Raw genomic sequence first — 19,348 nt, forward strand, 5'->3', positions numbered from 1 at the left:
AATTGTAAAATAAAAGAACACCCAAAAGGGTGTTCCGATATCGAGATATTCACCAATACTATTTGACGAAGACCCGTATTTTTCTAATCACGCGTCCTATTTATTATCATTTATCAGCAACTTGTTGAACACGGTAGGCAACAATATCACGAATTAGCTTAACAGGTAAAGGCTGATCATAGGGAATTTGAATCGTCCCTTTAGAAGTCTGATAGTCCATTAATCGCTCTTTAAACTCCAAGATAGGATCAGCAGTGGGATAAAAACCTAAATGCTTCTTTGTAGGTGCAAAATAAACTAGCACATGACCGTTTTGCTCAATTGCTGGCATATTATAAGAAATTATTTCATGTGATTCCGGTGCAGCCTCCTGCAATAACTCTCGCACGATTTGGGTAATCTCAAGTTGCATTGGGTCTAGTGTCGCCAAATACTCAGCTATTGTATCAAATTTTCTCACTTTAGCACCGCCCTTATATATTAATTAACCAAAAATGTACAGTCTCGGGATTAATTTGCAATATCGTAGGTTGCTTTACCATCTTTAACCGTGTACATTGCCTTTGAGCTGTCATCTGGCTGCATCATGCTAATTGAATAACCACTGCCGAGAGCCTTTTTAAGCTGTTTTGAGGTAGTCTTAATGCTTTTAGTTAACTTTCCCCAGCCAGCATCATCGGCCTTTGCAGGAGTACTAATAACGTATTTTAATGCCTTTACGGTATCGCTGTCACTTGGCTCAATTTTATAAGTTTTCGTTTTTGCATCAAAGGTAACGGCGCCGATTGTTTTATAATTTTTCTTGAGTTGTGTCAGAACATTTTGCTGAGCAGTAACAGCTGATTGTTGTGCTGTCTGACCAGTCAACCCATTGTTATTGGGTTGTGAAAATGACGATGAACTCGCAGACTGACTACTCGTACTTGTTTGACTCGAAGTTGCTTGTTGTGCTGCATCGTTACCTGACCAATATGGTAAATTCCAAACACCATAAACGGTCAGCCCCAAACTCACAATGACCATGAAAGTCGGCCAGATCCAGGTTCCATATTGTTGCCATGAATTAACTAAATAAAAACCACTTAATATTAAAACTAATCCTGCAATCACTACTAAATAAATCATAAACTTACCTCTTTGTTTTTATCTTAATGTTTTTGATTGTACCCATCTCGGATATTAGTTACAATAAATGTAACAACTATATTAAGGAGTGTCACGATGAAAAAAATTTATCTAGCTGGTCCATTCTTTAGTGAATCTCAAATCAAGCGAATCACCAAAGTTGAAAAAGCACTGGCAGCAAACCCAACTACTGGAGAAATTTTCAGTCCCCGTCTATCTGATGAAAATGACGATAGTATCAACGCTGGCTCTCCTGCATGGGCCAAATCCATTTTTAATAAAGATGTGGCTGAAATTGACAATGCTGACATTATTGTCGCAATTACCGATTTTGCATACGAGAATGTTGACAGTGGTACCGCATTTGAAATTGGCTACGCGTACAAATTAAAAAAGCCAATTATCTTGTTACAAGAAAAAGACGAACCATTGAATCTGATGGTTAGTCAGGCTGGTCATTACTATACTAAATCAATTGATGATTTAGCTAGTTACGATTTCAATGCGCTGCCAGCCAAAGAATACACCGGCAAAGCATTTTAACCAAATAATATTAAAGATCGAGTGATCCTCGATCTTTTTTTATACTCAATATTTTATTAACGACAGCATATCATAGTCTTTGATTTTATCACGGCCATTTAACGCACTTAATTCAATAATAAATGCAGTTCCAACCACAATGCCACCTAACCGTTCAACCATTTCAATGGTAGCCGAAATCGTGCCACCAGTGGCTAGTAAGTCATCAGTTACTAATACACGTTGTCCAGGCTTAATTGCTAATTTCTGCAACTGAAGTTCAGCAGTACCATACTCCAAATCATAAGTAGCACTGATTGTCTCACGTGGTAATTTACCCTTTTTCCGTGCTGGTGCAAAGCCAACACCAAGTTCGTACGCCACTGGACAGCCCACAATAAATCCACGAGCTTCTGGTCCAACAATCATTTCTACATTTTTTTCTCGAGCATACTGTACAATTTCGTTAGTTGCTTGCCGATAAGCGGATCCGTCTGCCATTAAAGGTGAAATATCTCTAAAGATAACCCCTTTTTCTGGATAATCTGGAATACTAGCAATATAGTCTTTTAAATCTAATGTCATCGATTGAATCTCCTTTAATCGGTACTTAAACTATCAATCAGCCAGCGTCTCATAGATGTTGAGTCACTATAGATTAACGTTTTTTCCGTTTCCATCAATTTTTGGCGCTGCTGATAAACTTTAGTTGCTTGGATATCCGCAGCTGGTGGATTAGCAACTCTATTTAAAATACCATGGTCTATTTTAACAAATCCCACTTCAAAAAACACCTGTATCATAAAAATCAACTGATCACGTTCAATTTTTAAATATTTAGCCAATAAATCAAGTTGATCGTGGACGTTTATATTTTGATGTGTCTGCACAAACTTATACAAAATGGCAAAACTTCTTCTATCCGGCATACCACTTAAATAGGCACTGTGAGCTTGATACAATAACATTTTAGTTACTGATGGTTGTCCACCAATTTTAAAGACATCCATAAATTTTTCTAATGTTGGTGGACAATCTACAACCGTAACATTTTGATTTGACAACTGTTCTGATTGAACCTCATCTGCTAAGAGAACATTTTTATTAGCCGTATAATTAGCTAGTTTTTTAGCTAACCGCTGATCAAAGAATAAATAAACATCATCAGCTTCAAACAATTGGCTCGCTAAATGGTTGGTTCTGCCATCCACAATTTGCATTCCCGCTAATTTAAAATCTTTTACCATGAGTTGAATATTACGATTACCATGCCATTCGTTTTCATCCAATGTTCCCACTACTGTGGGAACTACACCACTGGCATTTAGCTGCTCACTTTGATGACCTTGATTAAAAGCAATTGCAGTTAGTGACTGTTTTTGCCCAGTTAGCTGAAATTTAAGGTGGGCATTCGTTTTACCCATGGTTTTTACATTTTGTATTTGATCAGCTTTAACTTCAAATAATGGTCGCACATTTTCAGTACCAAAAGGTGCTAATTGTTCCACTTGTTGAAATAATTCTAAATTAACATCATCTACTGTTATCTGAGCCGTGACTGATAATGTTTGTTTTGCGTGATTGCCTAATTGCTGTTGGCTAGCAGCAACTTCCATTTGATCTTTAAGTAACTCGATATTATCGACAGGTAACGTTAATCCGACCGCCATTTGGTGGCCCCCAAATGCAGTTGTTAATTCTCTTTTTTGATCAATTGCAGCAAATAAATCAAATGAATCTATACTTCTGCCAGATCCCTTTGCAAGGCCCGTTTCCGCATTAATATTAAGGGCCAACGTCGGCTTACCCGTTTGCTCAACTACCCGACTAGCCACAATTCCCAACACACCCTCGTGCCAGTTCTGACCAGCAACAATCAATGTTTGGCGTTGCAGATTATCCTGGTCCTGTGCTTGTTCCAATGCATTAGTTGTAATGTCAGCCACTAATTTTTGCCGTTCACTATTTTTTTGTTCTACTTGTTGGGCTAACTTAGTAGCTACTTCTTCATCCAATGTGGTTAATAATTCAACTCCTGGATTAGCATCTCCCATTCGCCCCAAAGCATTTAAACGTGGTGCAATGCCAAATCCAATGTTGGTCTCATTTAACTGTGTTTCATCTAATCCAGCAGTTTTAACTAACTCATGAATTCCACTACGACTGCCGGTACGCAACTGTTGCAGACCGGCACTAATCAAAACTCGATTCTCATCAGTTACTGATACTAAATCAGCTACTTCACCAATGGCCACTAAGTCCAATAATTCAACCGGTAGATCCTCAAGTAAAGCCCATGCAACTTTGAAAGCGACGCCCACACCAGATAAATCGCCAAATGGATAATTGCTCCCAGGAAAACGGGGGTGCACAATCGCATAAGCTGTTGGTAACTCTTGCGGCAATTCATGGTGATCGGTAACAACAACGTCAATATTTCGTTCGTTAGCCGCTGCAATTGCGTCGTTACCTGCCACACCATTATCCACTGTCACAATTAATTTTGTCCCTGCATCAATTAATCGATTAAAAGCATCTATGTTAGGACCATAACCGTCAGTAAAACGATTGGGAACATAATAATTAACATTAGCGCCGATTGTTAGTAATGTTTCATACATTACAGCAGTACTAGTAATTCCATCTGCATCATAATCGCCATAAACTGTAATTAGATCACCGTTTGAGATTGCAGTTTGAATTCGATCAACAGCTTTTTGCATATCGTGAAGTAAAAATGGATCATAACTATCTGCCAATTTAGGATGCAAAAAACGATCCACTTTTTCAGTTGAATCGTATCCGCGACTAATTAAGATTTGGGCAACAACCGGTGCTAAACTAAACTCCTTTGCCATCTGTGTAACTAGCGTAGAAGTATTTGTTTCAGCTAATTGCCATTGATAATGTGCCTGTATCAACTAAACTCCCACCATTTCCGTTATATGTACACCACAAAATGTGGCTAAAAATAATACTATTTCAATGCAAAAAACTTTTTTATAACCCAATCACCAATCCCTGGAAATAGTTGATAGCCAATTGCAACCAATGAAAAGTAGCGGGGAATATTAATTTCCCTTATTGGATAACCAACACTATTCCAAATTCTGCGAGCAATCACAGCAGGATGTAAAATTAATGCACTGGGAAGGTGAGCCATATAGGTTCCCTTTGGGTCGGCTTGATCAAAAAAGTGCGTTGCAACAGGACCTGGATTAACAGTTAAAACTTGTATACCATAGTCATCGAGTTCCATTCGCAACACGTTGTCATAGTTAATCACACCGGCCTTAGTAGCAGAATAAACACCACTATTAGGGGTCGGAATCTTACCTGCAATCGAACCAATATTAATAATTGCTCCACGGCCCTTATTCATCATTTGTTTTGCAACACAGCGACTTAGATACATCAATGCCAATAAATTAACACGGATCATCTTATCCATCGTTGGCAATGTTTCTTTAACTGCCGCCTGCATATCACCAAATCCAGCTGCGTTAACTAAAATATCTACACTACCGACTTCATGGTTAATCGTCTGTAAAACTTCATCAATTTTATCTGGATCTGCAACATCAAGTTGATATGCAAAAGCAGGACGTCCTGATAAAATTAGACACCGTTTAGCTACTATTTCCAACTGATCAAGGTGACGAGCACAAACAACCACAATTGCTCCACGTTTGGCAGCCTCATAAGCGGTCGCCTCACCAATTCCACTGGAACCACCAGTGATTAATACAATTTTATTTTTTAGTACTCGTAGTTCCCGTAACCGTTTTTGCACTAGTTACCACTCCTCAATTTGTTTTGGAATTATCAAATGGTATTTCAATCACATCAAAATCATTGACCACACGCGTGTCAGCAAAAATGTCCCTGGCTTGATAAGCTAGTTCGTACGCCATTTTACCCGTGTAGCGAGCTGAAATATGGGTTAACAATAACTTTTTAGCATGCGCCTTTTTAGCTATCTGAGCAGCCTGGAGGCTCGTCGAGTGATAGTAGTTATGCGCCATCTTGTTTTCGCCTTTGGCAAATGTACTTTCATGGACTAGCACATCAGCATTTTTTGCAAGATTCACACTAGCTTCTGTTTTGCGTGTATCACCTAAAATAGTGACAATTCTACCTGCTTGCGCCGCACCAATAAAGTCCCGACCATCAAGCACTCGACCATCTGCTAGCTCAACTTGCTTACCAGCCTTTAATTGTCCATAAACTGGTCCCGAAGGCACATTTAATGCTCGTAGCTTTTCGACTTGCAGTTCTCCTGGGTGATCATGTTCAACCACTCGATAACCAAAGCATTCGATTTTGTGATCCAGCCTTTCACAAATTACTGAAAAGGTTTTATCTTCAAAAATCACACCGGTATCAGTTAACTCCACAAATTTAATTGGGTAGCCCAGTTTAGTTTCACTAACCTGCAAACTAGTTTTAACAAAATCCTCAACTCCGCGAGGTCCATAAATTGTTAGCGCACCTTCACCGCTTTGAAACGAACGTGAGCTTAACAATCCTGGTAAGCCAAAAATATGGTCACCATGAAGATGAGTAATAAAAATTTTCTCAATCTTACGCGGTCGAATAGTCGTCCGTAAAATTTGATGTTGTGTCGCTTCGCCAACATCAAATAACCAAATAGCATTACGTTCTTCTAGCAGGCGCAAGGCGATGCTGGTAACATTTCTTTGTTTACTTGGTGAACCAGCGCCGGTCCCCAAAAATTCAATTTGCATTATTTCATGATCCCTTACTCACAATTTAATTGTGTCATTTCAACTTCATCACTATAATTAGTTTATCATACTTATAACCGTGGTTATCATTTACAAAGGAGCTTACTCATGCAGTTAATCGACTTTAATATTTCGACCAACGAGTTACGGAGTGACTTAGTTATGCAAGTTGAATTTAATGCCAAACGGCATTTTATTTCTGAATTAGTTATCACTGACTCCCAGCAACTAATTTTAAAATCAAACACTCATTTACCCGCACTAACTCTCGCACAGTTTAACACTCGGTGTCGCAAACTTGATTCCCATGTGTCACTGTATTATCAAGATTCTAAACACCCATTATTTGGGTATCGACTTGACGGAAAATACATCTTACTGGGTTAAATTGTTGACTAACTCATTACTCCGCAAATTCAAATGTAAATTTCTCAATCTGAACTGTATCTCCATTTTTAGCGCCCTGCTGTCGTAATGCCTCATCCACTCCCATGCCGCGAAGTTGTCGCGCAAAACGCATCAAACTCTCATCGTGCATTAGATCAGTCATTTCAAATAGCTTCAACAGTTTTTCACCAGTTAAGACCCACACCCCATCGGCATCACGATTAATTTCAAAATCGGGTGTGGACTCGTTAAATTTATATACACTTGTTTCTTCAAGTGGTGTTTCATCATGCATCAAGAAGGCTGGCGTTTGATCAAGTAAATCTGCAGTATATTGCAACAAAGTAGTTAATCCTTGATGAGTAATAGCAGAAATCGGATAGATTACTGGCGTTTGATCTAGCGTAGTATCTTGTTTTAATTGATCTTTAAACTTAGCCAAGTTATCAGCGGCATTGGGTAAATCCATCTTAGTAGCAACCACTACTTGTGGTCGTTGCAATAATTCTGGATCGTAACTTGCTAATTCGTGATTAATTGCATCAAACCGTGTGATGGCCTGTTTCTCATCAGAACTACTCATGTCAACTAAATGTAACAAAACACGAGTACGCTCAATATGGCGTAAAAACTGTAACCCCAAGCCAACCCCTTTAGATGCACCAGCAATTAAACCGGGTAAATCAGCCATCGCAAAATCACGACCATCATCCAGTTTAACCATCCCCAAATTAGGAACTAGAGTTGTAAACTCATACTCGGCAATTTTAGGCTTAGCACCCGTGACGACAGACAATAATGTTGATTTTCCGACAGACGGGAAACCGACTAAGCCAACATCAGCTAACATTTTCAATTCTAGTTCGAGATCTAATGTCTGACCGGGTTCACCGTTTTCAGCCATTTCAGGTGCTGGATTCCTTGGTGTTGCAAACCTAATATTACCGCGACCGCCACGGCCGCCTTTAGCAACCACTAACTCATCGCCTTGTTCAACTAAATCGCCTAAAACATCGCCAGTAGCTACATTTTTGACGGTTGTACCCTGAGGAACAGCAATAATCGTGTCTTCGGCACCGCGACCAGTCATTTGCTTGATCATGCCCTTCCCACCATTATCAGCCTTGAAAATCCGATGATAGCGAAAGTCCATCAGTGTGCGCAAGCCTTCATCAACCCGTAAAATGATACTGCCACCGCGACCACCGTCACCACCAGCAGGGCCACCATTAGGAACATATTTTTCTCGACGAAAAGCTACCATCCCATCGCCGCCCTTACCGGCTCGAACTTGTATTTTAATTTGATCTACAAACATAATTTATTTTCTCCGTCTTTAAATGTCATAAAGGTATAGTATAGGCGAAATTACTTGAAACGTCAAAGTTAGTCATGACTACTGCCATGAGCAACCTGTGCATTTTTTTGCAATGAAACTTTAATTAACTGCGCAGTCGGCTGTGGAATCCCAAGTTCATGCAGATCGTCAATAGAAGCTTCTGCAATATGTGCAATTGAACCAAATTTCTTTAACAGTTTATTACGCGTCTTCGGCCCCACTCCAGCAATCTCGTCTAGTCGTGAACTAAGCGAATGTTTCGTGTGCACCTGTCGATGGAAAGTAATCGCAAAACGGTGAACTTCATCTTGAATTCGTTGGACTAGATAGAATCCCTGACTTTTTGGATCTAAGTTAATATGCTGATCTGTATCGCCAAATAATAAATCAGCCGTTTTATGGTGATCATTTTTTACCATACCCACAACTGGAATTGCCAGATTTAGTTCATTTTCAAGAACATCCTTAGCAGCATTCATTTGGATATCCCCACCATCCATAAAGATCATATCAGGCATTGGTTGATGTTCCTTCAGCAACCGTGAGTAACGGCGACGAATGACCTCTGCCGTACTAGCTGCTTCGTCAGCGTGATCGACGGTCTTTAGTTTATACTTACGATACAACTTTCGATTTGGTTGTCCATCACTAAACACAACCATTGCAGACACCAAATCCGCTCCCTGAATATGAGAATGATCAAATGCTTCAATTTTGTGGCCTTCTGGTAATCCTAACGCATCCGTAATCTCTTTCATTGCACCAGTTGTTTTATGTTCATCTAATTCTAATAACCGAAATTTCTCTTCCAGCACTAACCGAGCATTTTTTTCAGCCATCGCAAGTAAATCACGTTTCTCGCCACGTTGCGGTGTTCGCACTGGAATACCTAAAATTTCACTAATCTCTTGTGCTGGTAAACCAGCCGGAATTAAAATTTCACGTGGTAACACATTATTTTTTCGATTATAAAACTGCATAATAAAAGTAGCCATTTCCTCTTCAGCAGATTCAATGATTGGAAATAAGCGTTTTTCACGTTTCATTAACCGCGCCTGTCTGATAAAAAATACTTGAATTGATAGCCAGCCCTTATCCATGTAAAAATTAAACAAATCACGTGGTGTTTTATCATTAGAAATGATTCTTTGCTTCTCAACAGTTACTTCAATATAGTGCAATTGATCTCTTAATTCAGCGGCTCGTTCATATTGCATTTCAACGGCTGCTGTTTCCATTTCTTTAGTTAATCTTTTTTTAATTGTTTTTGTATTACCACTCAAGAATGACTTAATCCGTTCAATCTGTTCTTGATACGTTTTTTCAGGAACTTCCTTAAAGCAAGCTCCCAGGCATTGCCCCATATGATAATACAGGCACGGACGTCCTTGAAATCCATTACAGCGACGTAGCGGATATACTTTTTGAATAAAATGAAGCGTTTCTTCAGCCGCATATACATTCGGATAGGGTCCAAAATAATACGCGCCGTCTTTTTTAACATCACCAGTGATCAAAATCTGTGGATCTCGCTCATTTGTGATTTTAATGTAGGGATAACCGGTACCCCGTTTTAATTTAATATTGTAGTAAGGCTGATGTTTTTGAATTAGTGTAATTTCTAATAAAAACGACTCTTTATTGGTTGATGTAACAATTGTTTCAAAATCCGCAATCTCAGATACCAGCCGGGCAGTTTTTCCATCATGACTACTTTTAAAATACGAACGAACTCGATTACGTAGATTTTTAGCTTTCCCTACATAAATAATTTGACTATTAATATTTTTCATTAGGTAACAACCAGGTAGTGCCGGCAATAACGCTAACTTATGTTCCAGATATTCACTTGCCAATTGCGACCCCTCCGTTTAATTTGCTGCATATCATTATATGACATCGAACATCTTTTCGCAAAAAAAACACTTCAATTCAGTTAGAATCAAAGTGTTTCATATTGAAACGAGCAATTATGCTTGTAATACCTTTTCAAGAAAGTCTTTAGCCCGATCAGTTTGTGGATGATTGAAAAATGTATCTGGGTCGGCTGATTCTTGAATATATCCGTCAGCCATAAACCAAATTTTGTCAGCCACACTCTTGGCAAAACCCATTTCGTGAGTAACAACTACCATCGTCATCCCATCATTAGCTAAGTCTTGCATTACCTTCAGAACTTCCCCAACCATTTCTGGATCTAATGCACTGGTTGGCTCATCAAACAACATTACTTCAGGATTCATTGCGAGAGCTCGAGCAATGGCAACCCGCTGCTGTTGCCCACCAGACAGACTAGTCGGATATGCATCAGCTTTTTCTGCTAAGCCAACCTTAGCCAATAAATCTTTAGCAATTTTGGTTGCTTGGTCATCATCCAAATGTTTAACCTTGATTGGAGCCAATTTCAGGTTTTCAAGAACAGTCATATTAGGGAAAAGGTTGAAGCTTTGGAAAACCATCCCCATTTTTTCTCGTAACTCATTAACATGTTTTTCATCTAACGTAGTTAAATCTGTACCCTTAAATAATACTTGTCCGCCCGTTGGTTGTTCTAATAGATTTAGGCAACGTAAAAAAGTAGATTTACCCGCACCTGAAGGTCCAATAACGCAGATTACCTGACCTTTTTTTACATCCTCAGTAATATCTTTTAAAACAGCATTTTCACCAAATACTTTTTGTAATTTATTTACTTCAATCATTGTTTCGTTTTCCATGATATTTCCCCCTTGCCAGCCGCCATATTGGACGCGTGGTTATTTCAATGATGCTTATTATACTAGTAATTGTTTGTTTATGCAATGGTTTTTCATTTTTTATCCTATTTATGCATTTTACCCATCAATATACGGATCAAACTGTATATATTTACAAAAATTGACAAACATGCTAGCATAGGGACAACTTAAACTAGCAAGATTCGATGAAAGGAATGATTATATGGGACTCATTGTCCGTCGTGAACTTAATTTAGAAAAACTATTCGATGATTTCGCTGTTGACCCAAAGAAAAAGGCCCCAAAACAGCCTGAACGAAAAGATAAGGATGATCAGAAACAACCAACTGACCAAAACAAACATGATGAAGCAAAAAAATAAAGGAGCTCTGACAATAATTTTGTCATAGCTCCTTTTTTGTTTTAATTTTGATATCCATCTGGATAGCGGTCATTTAAAATATCGATATTTGTTTTAGCAATTTCATCAAATGGAATATTAGCCCATTGAGCAACCTGAGATAAGTACCACAGTACATCTCCCATTTCATGCACTAATTCATCTCGATCTAATTTTTGACCACGGAAAGTATAATTTTTAACTAGATCAACTACTTGTCCAGTCTCACCGGCTAGCCCAAGTGCACAGTTGGTTAATACCTGTTCATTACCATAAAGGGTCCGATTCGCTGCTTTTTGATAGTCATTAAACTCCATTATTCATTTCCTCCGATTTGAGTTTCAATCCACTGCCAGACATCTTCTTTTCCTAGCTTTGTTTGGGCTGAGAAAGTGATTAAGGGCGTTTGGGTTTGTTTTAATCCCAATGTTTTAGTAATTAAACTTGTCTGCCGGTTGCGCACACCTGGCTTAATCTTATCGATCTTGGTAGCAACAATTAAAGTTGGAATATCATAATATTGTAACCACTGGTACATTGACACATCATCATCAGAAGGTGCATGACGACCATCAACTAACTGTATAACTCCCTTTAATGTTTGACGTTCAGATAAATAAGTTTCAATCATCGTCCCAAATTTAGCACGCTCTTGTTTGGACACTTTGGCGTAACCATAGCCTGGTACGTCGACAAAATAAAGCTGATGTTCTACTTCATAAAAATTAAGCGTTCGTGTCTTTCCCGGTTGACTGGAGGTGCGGGCATAGCTTCTTCGGTTGATTAATGTATTCGTCAACGAAGATTTACCCACGTTTGAACGCCCCACCAACCCGATTTCTGGCAATCCAGTTGTCGGATATTGAGTTGGTGAAACAGCACTCATCACCAATTGCACTTCTTGAACTTCCATAATGACCTCCAAATTAATTCACTTTGTTTATTTTAACAAACATATTCACTCAGTGGATAACATTTATATTAAAAAAAGCTCCGTTAACCTCGATTCCAGTTAGAATCATTGTTAACAGAGCTTTTTAGGTTACAAAACTAAGATGCCTTCTCTTTCAAAACATATTCAGGTTCTGCATGTTTGTTGACACTGCGTTTATTGATAATTACTTTTTGAACGTCCTTGCGGCTCGGTAAATCGAACATTACATCACGCATGACGTCTTCAATAATAGAACGCAGACCACGGGCACCAGTATCCCGATTAATAGCTAGATGAGCCATTGCCTTCAAAGCGCCATCAGTAAACTCAAGTTCAGAATCATCAATTCGAATTAATTTCTGGTACTGTTTAACAAGCGCATTCCTTGGTTCAGTTAAAATACGAACCAAGTCATTTTCATCAAGTTTTTGTAGCGCAGTCAAAATTGGTAATCGACCAATAAATTCAGGAATCAACCCAAACTGTAACAAATCCTCTGGAACAACATGTTGCAAGATATTCTTCTCGTTAACTTCATCAATTTCACGTGAGTTAGAACCAAACCCAATTGTTTTGTCTCCAAGACGTTCCTTAACAATCGTTTCAATGCCATCAAAAGCCCCACCAACGATGAATAAGATATTCTTAGTATTAACCTGAATAAACTCTTGTTGAGGATGTTTACGACCACCCTGTGGTGGAACATTTGCAATTGTTCCTTCTAGGATCTTCAACAGTGCTTGCTGAACCCCTTCACCGGATACATCGCGCGTAATCGAAACATTTTCACTCTTCTTGGCAATTTTATCGATTTCATCGATATAAATAATACCCTTTTCGGCGCGATCAACATCATAATCAGCTGCTTGTAACAATTTCAAAATAATATTTTCAACATCTTCACCCACATAACCAGCCTCGGTTAAAGTTGTTGCATCCGCAATGGCAAACGGAACGTTCAAAATGCGAGCAAGTGATTGAGCTAAATACGTCTTTCCAGACCCAGTTGGTCCAATTAAACTAATATTACTTTTTTGTAATTCAGTTTCATCATTATCTTTTTGATCTGCAGCTTCGTTTACTCGTTTATAGTGATTGTAAACTGCGACTGATAGAGTTTTCTTAGCATCCTCTTGACCGATAACGTAGTCGTTTAATTTGGTAACGATATCAGCTGGAGTAGGCACATCCAATAATGCTTGGGCTGAATCTTCAGCGATCTCTTCATCAATAATTTCCTTGCACAAATCGATACACTCGTTACAAATATAAACACCTGGTCCGGCAACAATTTTTTTTACCTGATCTTGTGACTTCCCACAAAAAGAACAGTTAACAGATTCCATATCATTGGTATCTTCAAACATTTATTGCGACCTCCTAATAAGTACTGTGAGTATCATAGCAGAAAGACCAATTAAATACGAATAATTGACTCATCCTTAATAAAAAAATGTTCAATCGAATAGATTGGACATTTTTTGACTGCACTTACTTAAATACTAATCCTTGTCTGTTTCTTTGGCACTCTTTTTAGCAGCAGCTTTTTCTTGTTTAGCAGAATCTGTTACCAAGTCAACAGCCTTTTTAACAGCAATATCATGCGCGAGCATATCAGGAGTTAAAGCCTTTGAAACAGCGTCTTCTTCCATTCCATACTGTTGTGCTAAGTCTTTAATTTCTGCATCAATTTCTTCTTGGGATGGTTTAATATTTTCAGCTTCCACAATTGCTTCCAAAACTAAGTTAGTCTTAACACGACGCTCTGCATCTTCAGCAAATTGTTTTTGCAAGTCTTCTTGTTTTGTCCCAGTAATCTGGAAATACATCTCTGGATTAATCCCTTGTTGTTGCATATTAGCCAAATATTGTTGCATTTGACGATTAGTATCGTCATCCAACATTGCTTGTGGGATTTCTTTGATCTCTGAATTATCAACAGCCTGTGCAATTGCAGCCTCTTCGATTGCATCGTGAGCAGCTGTTTCCTTTTGTTCCTTAAGTTGTTCCTTAGTCTTAGTCTTTAACTCTTCTAAAGAATCAACATCTTCATCAACATCCTTAGCGAATTCATCATCTAACTTAGGAAGTTGTTGCTCTTTAACTTCATGAATTGTAACCTTAAAGATTGCTTCTTTGCCTTGCAAATCTTTTGCTTGGTAATCTTCCGGGAAAGTAACCTTAACATCGACATTTTCGTCTGCTTTATGACCAATCAATTGATCCTCAAAACCTGGAATAAATGAATTTGAACCTAATTCAAGAGAATAATTATCGGCACTACCACCATCAAACTTCTCGCCATCAACTGAACCTTCGTAGTCAATCACGACAGTATCACCTTTAGCAGCAGCCTTATCTTCTTTGAGAACTAATTCAGCTTGTTGCTGACGTTTCTTTTCAAGTTCTGCATCAACATCTTTAACTAATACCCGAGTACTTTGCTTTGGTACAGTTAAACCTTTATATTCACCTAACTTAACATCAGGTTTTACCGTAACAACAGCCTTCAATACCCAAGGCTGATCTTTTTCCATACTGTCAACATCTAATTGAGGTTGATCAACTGGATCGATACCAGCTTCTTTAATTGCAGCTTCATAAGCCTCTGGCAGGACAATATTTAGTGCATCCTGATAAAGTGCTTCTTCACCATACATTTGATTAAAAATTTGGCGTGGAATTCTGCCCTTACGAAAGCCTGGAACAGTCAAAGTCTTCTTTGTCTTAGCGAAGGCTTGGTCAATTCCTTTCTTAATTGTGTCGACATCAATATCGAATGTTAATGTCCCTTTGTTGGTATCGCCATCGCGTTCCCATTTTGCTGACATTTTATTTCCTCCATAACAGTACTAAATTATTAAATGCTTGCTTTTGCATACCTAACTAGTTTAACGTAAGCGACTCAAATTGTAAACATCTGCTCACGTTAAACTTTTTGTATGTATGAAAAAAAGGCTGGCAAGAATAACTTACCAAGCCTTTTTATCGGACTAAAGTTTTATAAATTAGTCATCAATTTCTGATACCACACCGGCACCAACTGTATGACCACCTTCACGAACAGTGAACTTAAGACCCTTTTCAATAGCAACAGGGTTGATTAATTCAACTGTAAATGTAACGTTGTCACCAGGCATAACCATTTCAACGCCTTCTGGCAATTCAATCACACCAGTAACGTCAGTAGTATGGAAGTAGAATTGGGGACGATAGTTTGAGAAGAATGGAGTATGACGTCCACCTTCTTCTTTTGTTAAGATATAAACTTCACCCTTAAACTTCTTGTGAGTTTGGATTGAACCTGGTTGAGCCAAAACTTGGCCACGTTCGATTTGTTCACGGTTAATACCACGAAGCAAAGCACCAACGTTATCCCCAGCTTCACCAAGATCCAATGTCTTACGGAACATTTCAAGTCCAGTAACAGTTGTCTTTGAAGGTTCGTCTTTCAAACCAACGATTTCAACTTCGTCACCAACTTTAACTTGTCCACGATCGATACGTCCTGAAGCAACAGTACCACGACCAGTGATCGTAAATACATCTTCAACAGGCATCAAGAATGGCTTGTCTGTATCCCGCTTTGGAGTTGGAATGTAATCATCAACAACATCCATCAAGTGAAGGATAACTTTTTCTTGTTCTTCGTCGCCTTCCAGCGCTTTAAGTGCTGAGCCACGAATAACAGGAATATCATCACCAGGAAAATCGTATTCTGAAAGTAATTCACGAACTTCCATTTCAACTAAGTCAACTAATTCATCATCGTCAACTAAGTCAGTCTTGTTTAAGAAGACTACGATGTAATCAACACCAACTTGGCGAGCAAGTAAGATATGTTCACGAGTTTGTGGCATTGGGCCATCAGTTGCAGCAACCACTAAGATTGCACCATCCATTTGAGCGGCACCAGTGATCATGTTCTTAACGTAATCAGCATGTCCTGGGGCATCAATATGAGCATAGTGACGCTTTTCTGTTTCGTATTCAACGTGGGCTGTGTTGATAGTAATACCACGTTCTTTTTCTTCTGGCGCAGCATCGATATCTGCATAATCTTCAGCCTTTGCCAAACCTTTAGCTGCTAATACCTTTGTAATTGCAGCTGTTAAAGTTGTTTTCCCATGGTCAACGTGGCCAATTGTACCAATGTTTACATGGGGTTTTGTACGTTCATAATGTTCTTTTTCTGCCATTAATGAAACCCTCCTGTTATTTTTACAAGAATAATGTCAGCCACTAGGCAGCAGGCTGACACACCTTTAAAATAGATTATACTACTTCCCCTTGATAATTCAAAGCCCAGCAAAGGCTGTTTCAAGAAGAATCCTAAACTATTATATATAGTGTGCCTTGATTTGTAAACATTTATTACTCATCAGGCGCAAAAAAATAAATTTTTATTAGGTTAATTTTCAATATTTTGCAGTAATTCTTCATTTAGGGCAGCTAAATGCGCCTGCCACTTTAATATTTCGTTGGTTGTTTTGTTCTCAACAATCGTTTTACCTGCCGTTTTATCAATTGCAACTTGCGCCCATAATTTTGCGTCAGTAACTACATGATCAATTAATGGATAGCAAAATGCCATTTGTAATTGAAATTCTTGTTCTAACATTTGAAGCGTAATGGGATCACTTTGACCTAACTGATGTTCAAATTGAGCCGAAACACTTACTACTTGTTTAATTTCACTTACTGGCATCAATTTTGAACAGTCAATTTCATGCTCCTGCTGATCCAGCCAATACAATTTGACAGTTTCATTAAACCCTAGTCGCTGCAAAACTTGTAAGATACTTGATCGAATCAGCGGATTAGTAAATGGATCTCGTAATAAGAATTTTGCGCCCATCACATATTGATTTAATGGTAACTGGTAGGCCAGTTCGAAGCGCCGCTTTTGTTCTATAAAATTCTCATCACCAAGATGATAAAATTGGCGAGTAATCGTTTTAATCGTTGCACCCATTTTTTCTAAATCGTTTTTTTCTTGGTCCTCAATTTCAGCCTGTGCTACCATCTGCCACTGTGATTTTTGACTCAACAATGCAAATTGGCGGGCAATAATGAATTGATGATTATGCAGCAACAGTGAAATCATCAATCTATATAACGATTCTGTGGCCAAATAGCTAGTTTGATGTTCACTAGCATACTGTTGTGCCAGCTTATACTGTTTATCCATATATAAAGCCTCAACCAATAATTGGCCAATTTCAATATTTTCACTCTCTTGATAAAGCCGTTCAAGAATCATGCTAGCCGAGCTCCAACTTTCATTTTGTAATAATTTTTTAGCCTTAGCCAATTGTTTTATTTGGTCAGTTGTTAAATCGCTGTTCATCATTATACCTCCCTACTAATTACTAAATAAGAGCATAACCCCTAACATGGTCATAATTCGCATGTCATTTGCTATACTCTTAAATCACAATTAATTTAGTTTTCCTGATCTTGCTCTTGTTTCTTTTTCTTATTCATTTTACGTGCATGCTGATTAACTTCCATAATTACAGGTAAAATAACCGGATGGCGCTTAGTTTGTTCAAACAAGAATCGATTTAGTTTATCTCGCACATCTTGTTTTAGGTGGCCCCAATCAAATTCTTTATTATCTAAATTATCTTGGACTGTCTCTTCCACCAATTTAGCACTTTGACTCATCAATTCTCGGTTCGTTTTAACAAATACGAAACCGCGCGAAGTTATCTTAGGTTGGGCCACAATCTTTTTCTTGCGACGATCAATAGTGACAACTACTACAAAAATACCATCTTCCGCCAACACACGGCGATCACGCAAGACAATATTACCAATGTCACCAATTCCAGTTCCATCAATCATGGTATCTCCGACTTCAACTTTTTGACCTAAATGCATTATTTCACCATCGTAATTCACTACATCTCCCTTGGAAGTAATGAAAATATGGTCAGCCGCAATTCCGACTTCTTTGGCTAGTTTTGCATGTGTATTTAGTAGTCGATACTCTCCTTGAACCGGAATAAAATACTGTGGTCTCATAAAGTTAAGCATCAACTGCAGGTCATTTTGACTGGCATGACCAGATGGTTGAAGATCATCAGAAATAGCCTTAACCTGTGCACCAGATCGATAAATCATGTCACGCGTTTTTTGCACAGCGGTTTCCATAGCATGAGATGGTGTCGTAGTAATGAAAGCCAAGTCAGACTCGTTTAATTGAACATCTTTATCTTCACCAGTAGCCATCCGTTGCAACGATTTAATCGGTTCACCCATTTTGCCAGTTTCCAAAATTACAACTTGCTCTGGATTTAATTCCTTAGCAGCTTTGAAGTCAATCAATAAATCCTCATCCGGTAAGTGTAGTTTTCCAAGTGAAAGTGCAGTTTTGACAATCTTTTCTAAGTCATGGCCAGACAAGACCACTTTTCGTTCTACTGTCGCTGCCGCATCAAAAATTTGTTGAATTCGCAAAATATTTGAAGCAACACTAGCCACTACAATCCGTCCATTAGTATACTTAAATGTCTCTAAGATATAAGCACCAATATCTTTTTCACGCTCACTTTGACCAGTATTTTCGGCACCCGCTGAATCACTTAATAATGCCAGGACACCTTGACTTCCAACCTCTGCTAATCGTGCTAAATCGGTTTTGTAACCGTCTGTTGCTGTTTGGTCAAATTTGAAATCACCAGTATAAACAATATTTCCTTCTTGTGTTTTTAAAACAATTCCAAGTGTCTCCGGGATAGAGTGAGTTGTCTTAAAAAACGAAACCGTAACATTACCAAAATCAATTTCAGTTTCTGAATCCACAACATGAAAGTCATCAAACTTGCTAACCTTATCGTTAGCTTCAACGTTTAACTTTGCTAGTGAAATTGTCATTTCAGAACCAAAAACTGGCACTTTAAACTCATCTAAAAAATAAGGTAAAGCACCAATTGCGTCAGCATGGCCATGAGTTAAAAAGACCCCAACAACCCGATCAGCATGTTCGCGCAAATAGCTCCAGTCTGGAATAACAACATCAATTCCAAGCAATTCATTTTCTGGATATTTTAATCCACAGTCTAAAATAAATATTTGTTCATCAACTTCGACTGCATACATATTTTTTCCATTTTCACGAACTCCGCCAAATGGAATGATATTTATATTACTACTCATTATGTCACCTTG

Annotated in this window: 19 protein-coding genes; 3 read left to right on the forward strand and 16 right to left on the reverse strand. The window is 38.4% G+C overall.

What is annotated here, in order from left to right; translation table 11 throughout:
* Positions 1–106: 106 nt before the first annotated feature.
* Positions 107–460, reverse strand: a complete 354-nt coding sequence (locus FFM51_RS07010; protein ID WP_223875909.1) for an iron chaperone — start codon at positions 458–460, stop codon at positions 107–109.
* 50 nt (positions 461–510) lie between these two features.
* On the reverse strand, positions 511–1,125 hold the full coding sequence (locus FFM51_RS07015; protein ID WP_137597925.1) for a DUF308 domain-containing protein: 615 nt from the start codon (positions 1,123–1,125) through the stop codon (positions 511–513).
* Positions 1,126–1,221: 96 nt separating this feature from the next.
* Here FFM51_RS07015 and FFM51_RS07020 point away from each other — a divergent pair, with 96 nt between their 5' ends.
* Entirely contained in the window at positions 1,222–1,668 is a 447-nt protein-coding gene (locus FFM51_RS07020; protein WP_137597926.1) for a nucleoside 2-deoxyribosyltransferase, read from the forward strand.
* A 45-nt stretch (positions 1,669–1,713) separates the two neighbouring features.
* Here FFM51_RS07020 and FFM51_RS07025 read toward each other — a convergent pair whose 3' ends face one another.
* The 4 genes from FFM51_RS07025 to rnz are packed head-to-tail and all read right to left on the reverse strand — an operon-like array spanning position 1,714 to position 6,395.
* The gene (locus tag FFM51_RS07025) at positions 1,714–2,232 is read right to left on the reverse strand and encodes an adenine phosphoribosyltransferase (RefSeq protein WP_137597927.1); all 519 of its coding nucleotides are present in this window, start codon (positions 2,230–2,232) and stop codon (positions 1,714–1,716) included.
* Between the two features lie 14 nt (positions 2,233–2,246).
* Complete coding sequence (gene recJ / locus FFM51_RS07030; protein ID WP_307722384.1) at positions 2,247–4,568, reverse strand: single-stranded-DNA-specific exonuclease RecJ; 2,322 nt, start codon at positions 4,566–4,568, stop codon at positions 2,247–2,249.
* 56 nt (positions 4,569–4,624) lie between these two features.
* Positions 4,625–5,440, reverse strand: a complete 816-nt coding sequence (locus FFM51_RS07035; RefSeq protein ID WP_137597928.1) for an SDR family NAD(P)-dependent oxidoreductase — start codon at positions 5,438–5,440, stop codon at positions 4,625–4,627.
* A 13-nt stretch (positions 5,441–5,453) separates the two neighbouring features.
* Positions 5,454–6,395, reverse strand: coding sequence for a ribonuclease Z (gene rnz / locus FFM51_RS07040; protein ID WP_137597929.1), 942 nt, complete (start codon positions 6,393–6,395; stop codon positions 5,454–5,456).
* Between the two features lie 108 nt (positions 6,396–6,503).
* Here rnz and FFM51_RS07045 point away from each other — a divergent pair, with 108 nt between their 5' ends.
* Positions 6,504–6,782, forward strand: a complete 279-nt coding sequence (locus tag FFM51_RS07045) for a hypothetical protein (RefSeq protein ID WP_137597930.1) — start codon at positions 6,504–6,506, stop codon at positions 6,780–6,782.
* 16 nt (positions 6,783–6,798) lie between these two features.
* On the opposite strand, the gene obgE is transcribed toward FFM51_RS07045, so the two are convergent.
* The 3 genes from obgE to FFM51_RS07060 all read right to left on the reverse strand — a co-directional run bounded on the left by obgE (position 6,799) and on the right by FFM51_RS07060 (position 10,838).
* On the reverse strand, positions 6,799–8,100 hold the full coding sequence (obgE, locus tag FFM51_RS07050) for a GTPase ObgE (RefSeq protein ID WP_137597931.1): 1,302 nt from the start codon (positions 8,098–8,100) through the stop codon (positions 6,799–6,801).
* Between the two features lie 68 nt (positions 8,101–8,168).
* On the reverse strand, positions 8,169–9,977 hold the full coding sequence (uvrC, locus tag FFM51_RS07055) for an excinuclease ABC subunit UvrC (protein WP_137597932.1): 1,809 nt from the start codon (positions 9,975–9,977) through the stop codon (positions 8,169–8,171).
* Positions 9,978–10,091: 114 nt separating this feature from the next.
* On the reverse strand, positions 10,092–10,838 hold the full coding sequence (locus FFM51_RS07060) for an amino acid ABC transporter ATP-binding protein (RefSeq protein ID WP_307722385.1): 747 nt from the start codon (positions 10,836–10,838) through the stop codon (positions 10,092–10,094).
* Positions 10,839–11,061: 223 nt separating this feature from the next.
* On the opposite strand from FFM51_RS07060, the gene FFM51_RS08820 reads away from it, so the two are divergent.
* Positions 11,062–11,220 (forward strand): SPJ_0845 family protein, encoded by a 159-nt coding sequence (locus FFM51_RS08820; RefSeq protein ID WP_170999589.1) that lies wholly within the window; start codon positions 11,062–11,064, stop codon positions 11,218–11,220.
* Between the two features lie 41 nt (positions 11,221–11,261).
* Here FFM51_RS08820 and FFM51_RS07065 read toward each other — a convergent pair whose 3' ends face one another.
* From FFM51_RS07065 to FFM51_RS07095, 7 genes are all read right to left on the reverse strand, one after another.
* Entirely contained in the window at positions 11,262–11,555 is a 294-nt protein-coding gene (locus FFM51_RS07065) for a nucleoside triphosphate pyrophosphohydrolase family protein (protein ID WP_137597933.1), read from the reverse strand.
* Positions 11,555–12,151, reverse strand: a complete 597-nt coding sequence (gene yihA, locus FFM51_RS07070; protein WP_137597934.1) for a ribosome biogenesis GTP-binding protein YihA/YsxC — start codon at positions 12,149–12,151, stop codon at positions 11,555–11,557. The genes FFM51_RS07065 and yihA overlap by 1 nt, the downstream gene beginning before the upstream one ends.
* Positions 12,152–12,288: 137 nt before the next feature.
* Complete coding sequence (clpX, locus tag FFM51_RS07075; protein WP_137597935.1) at positions 12,289–13,539, reverse strand: ATP-dependent Clp protease ATP-binding subunit ClpX; 1,251 nt, start codon at positions 13,537–13,539, stop codon at positions 12,289–12,291.
* Positions 13,540–13,674: 135 nt separating this feature from the next.
* Positions 13,675–15,003 carry a trigger factor gene (gene tig, locus FFM51_RS07080; RefSeq protein WP_137597936.1) on the reverse strand — a complete coding sequence of 443 codons (1,329 nt, stop codon included), beginning with the start codon at positions 15,001–15,003 and terminating at the stop codon, positions 13,675–13,677.
* Between the two features lie 177 nt (positions 15,004–15,180).
* Positions 15,181–16,371, reverse strand: coding sequence for an elongation factor Tu (gene tuf, locus FFM51_RS07085; RefSeq protein WP_137597937.1), 1,191 nt, complete (start codon positions 16,369–16,371; stop codon positions 15,181–15,183).
* A 212-nt stretch (positions 16,372–16,583) separates the two neighbouring features.
* Positions 16,584–17,525 (reverse strand): hypothetical protein, encoded by a 942-nt coding sequence (locus tag FFM51_RS07090; RefSeq protein ID WP_137597938.1) that lies wholly within the window; start codon positions 17,523–17,525, stop codon positions 16,584–16,586.
* Between the two features lie 92 nt (positions 17,526–17,617).
* On the reverse strand, positions 17,618–19,336 hold the full coding sequence (locus tag FFM51_RS07095; RefSeq protein WP_137597939.1) for a ribonuclease J: 1,719 nt from the start codon (positions 19,334–19,336) through the stop codon (positions 17,618–17,620).
* Positions 19,337–19,348: the final 12 nt, after the last annotated feature.

It is taken from the genome of Paucilactobacillus kaifaensis (assembly GCF_005405145.1).
Classification (GTDB): domain Bacteria; phylum Bacillota; class Bacilli; order Lactobacillales; family Lactobacillaceae; genus Paucilactobacillus; species Paucilactobacillus kaifaensis.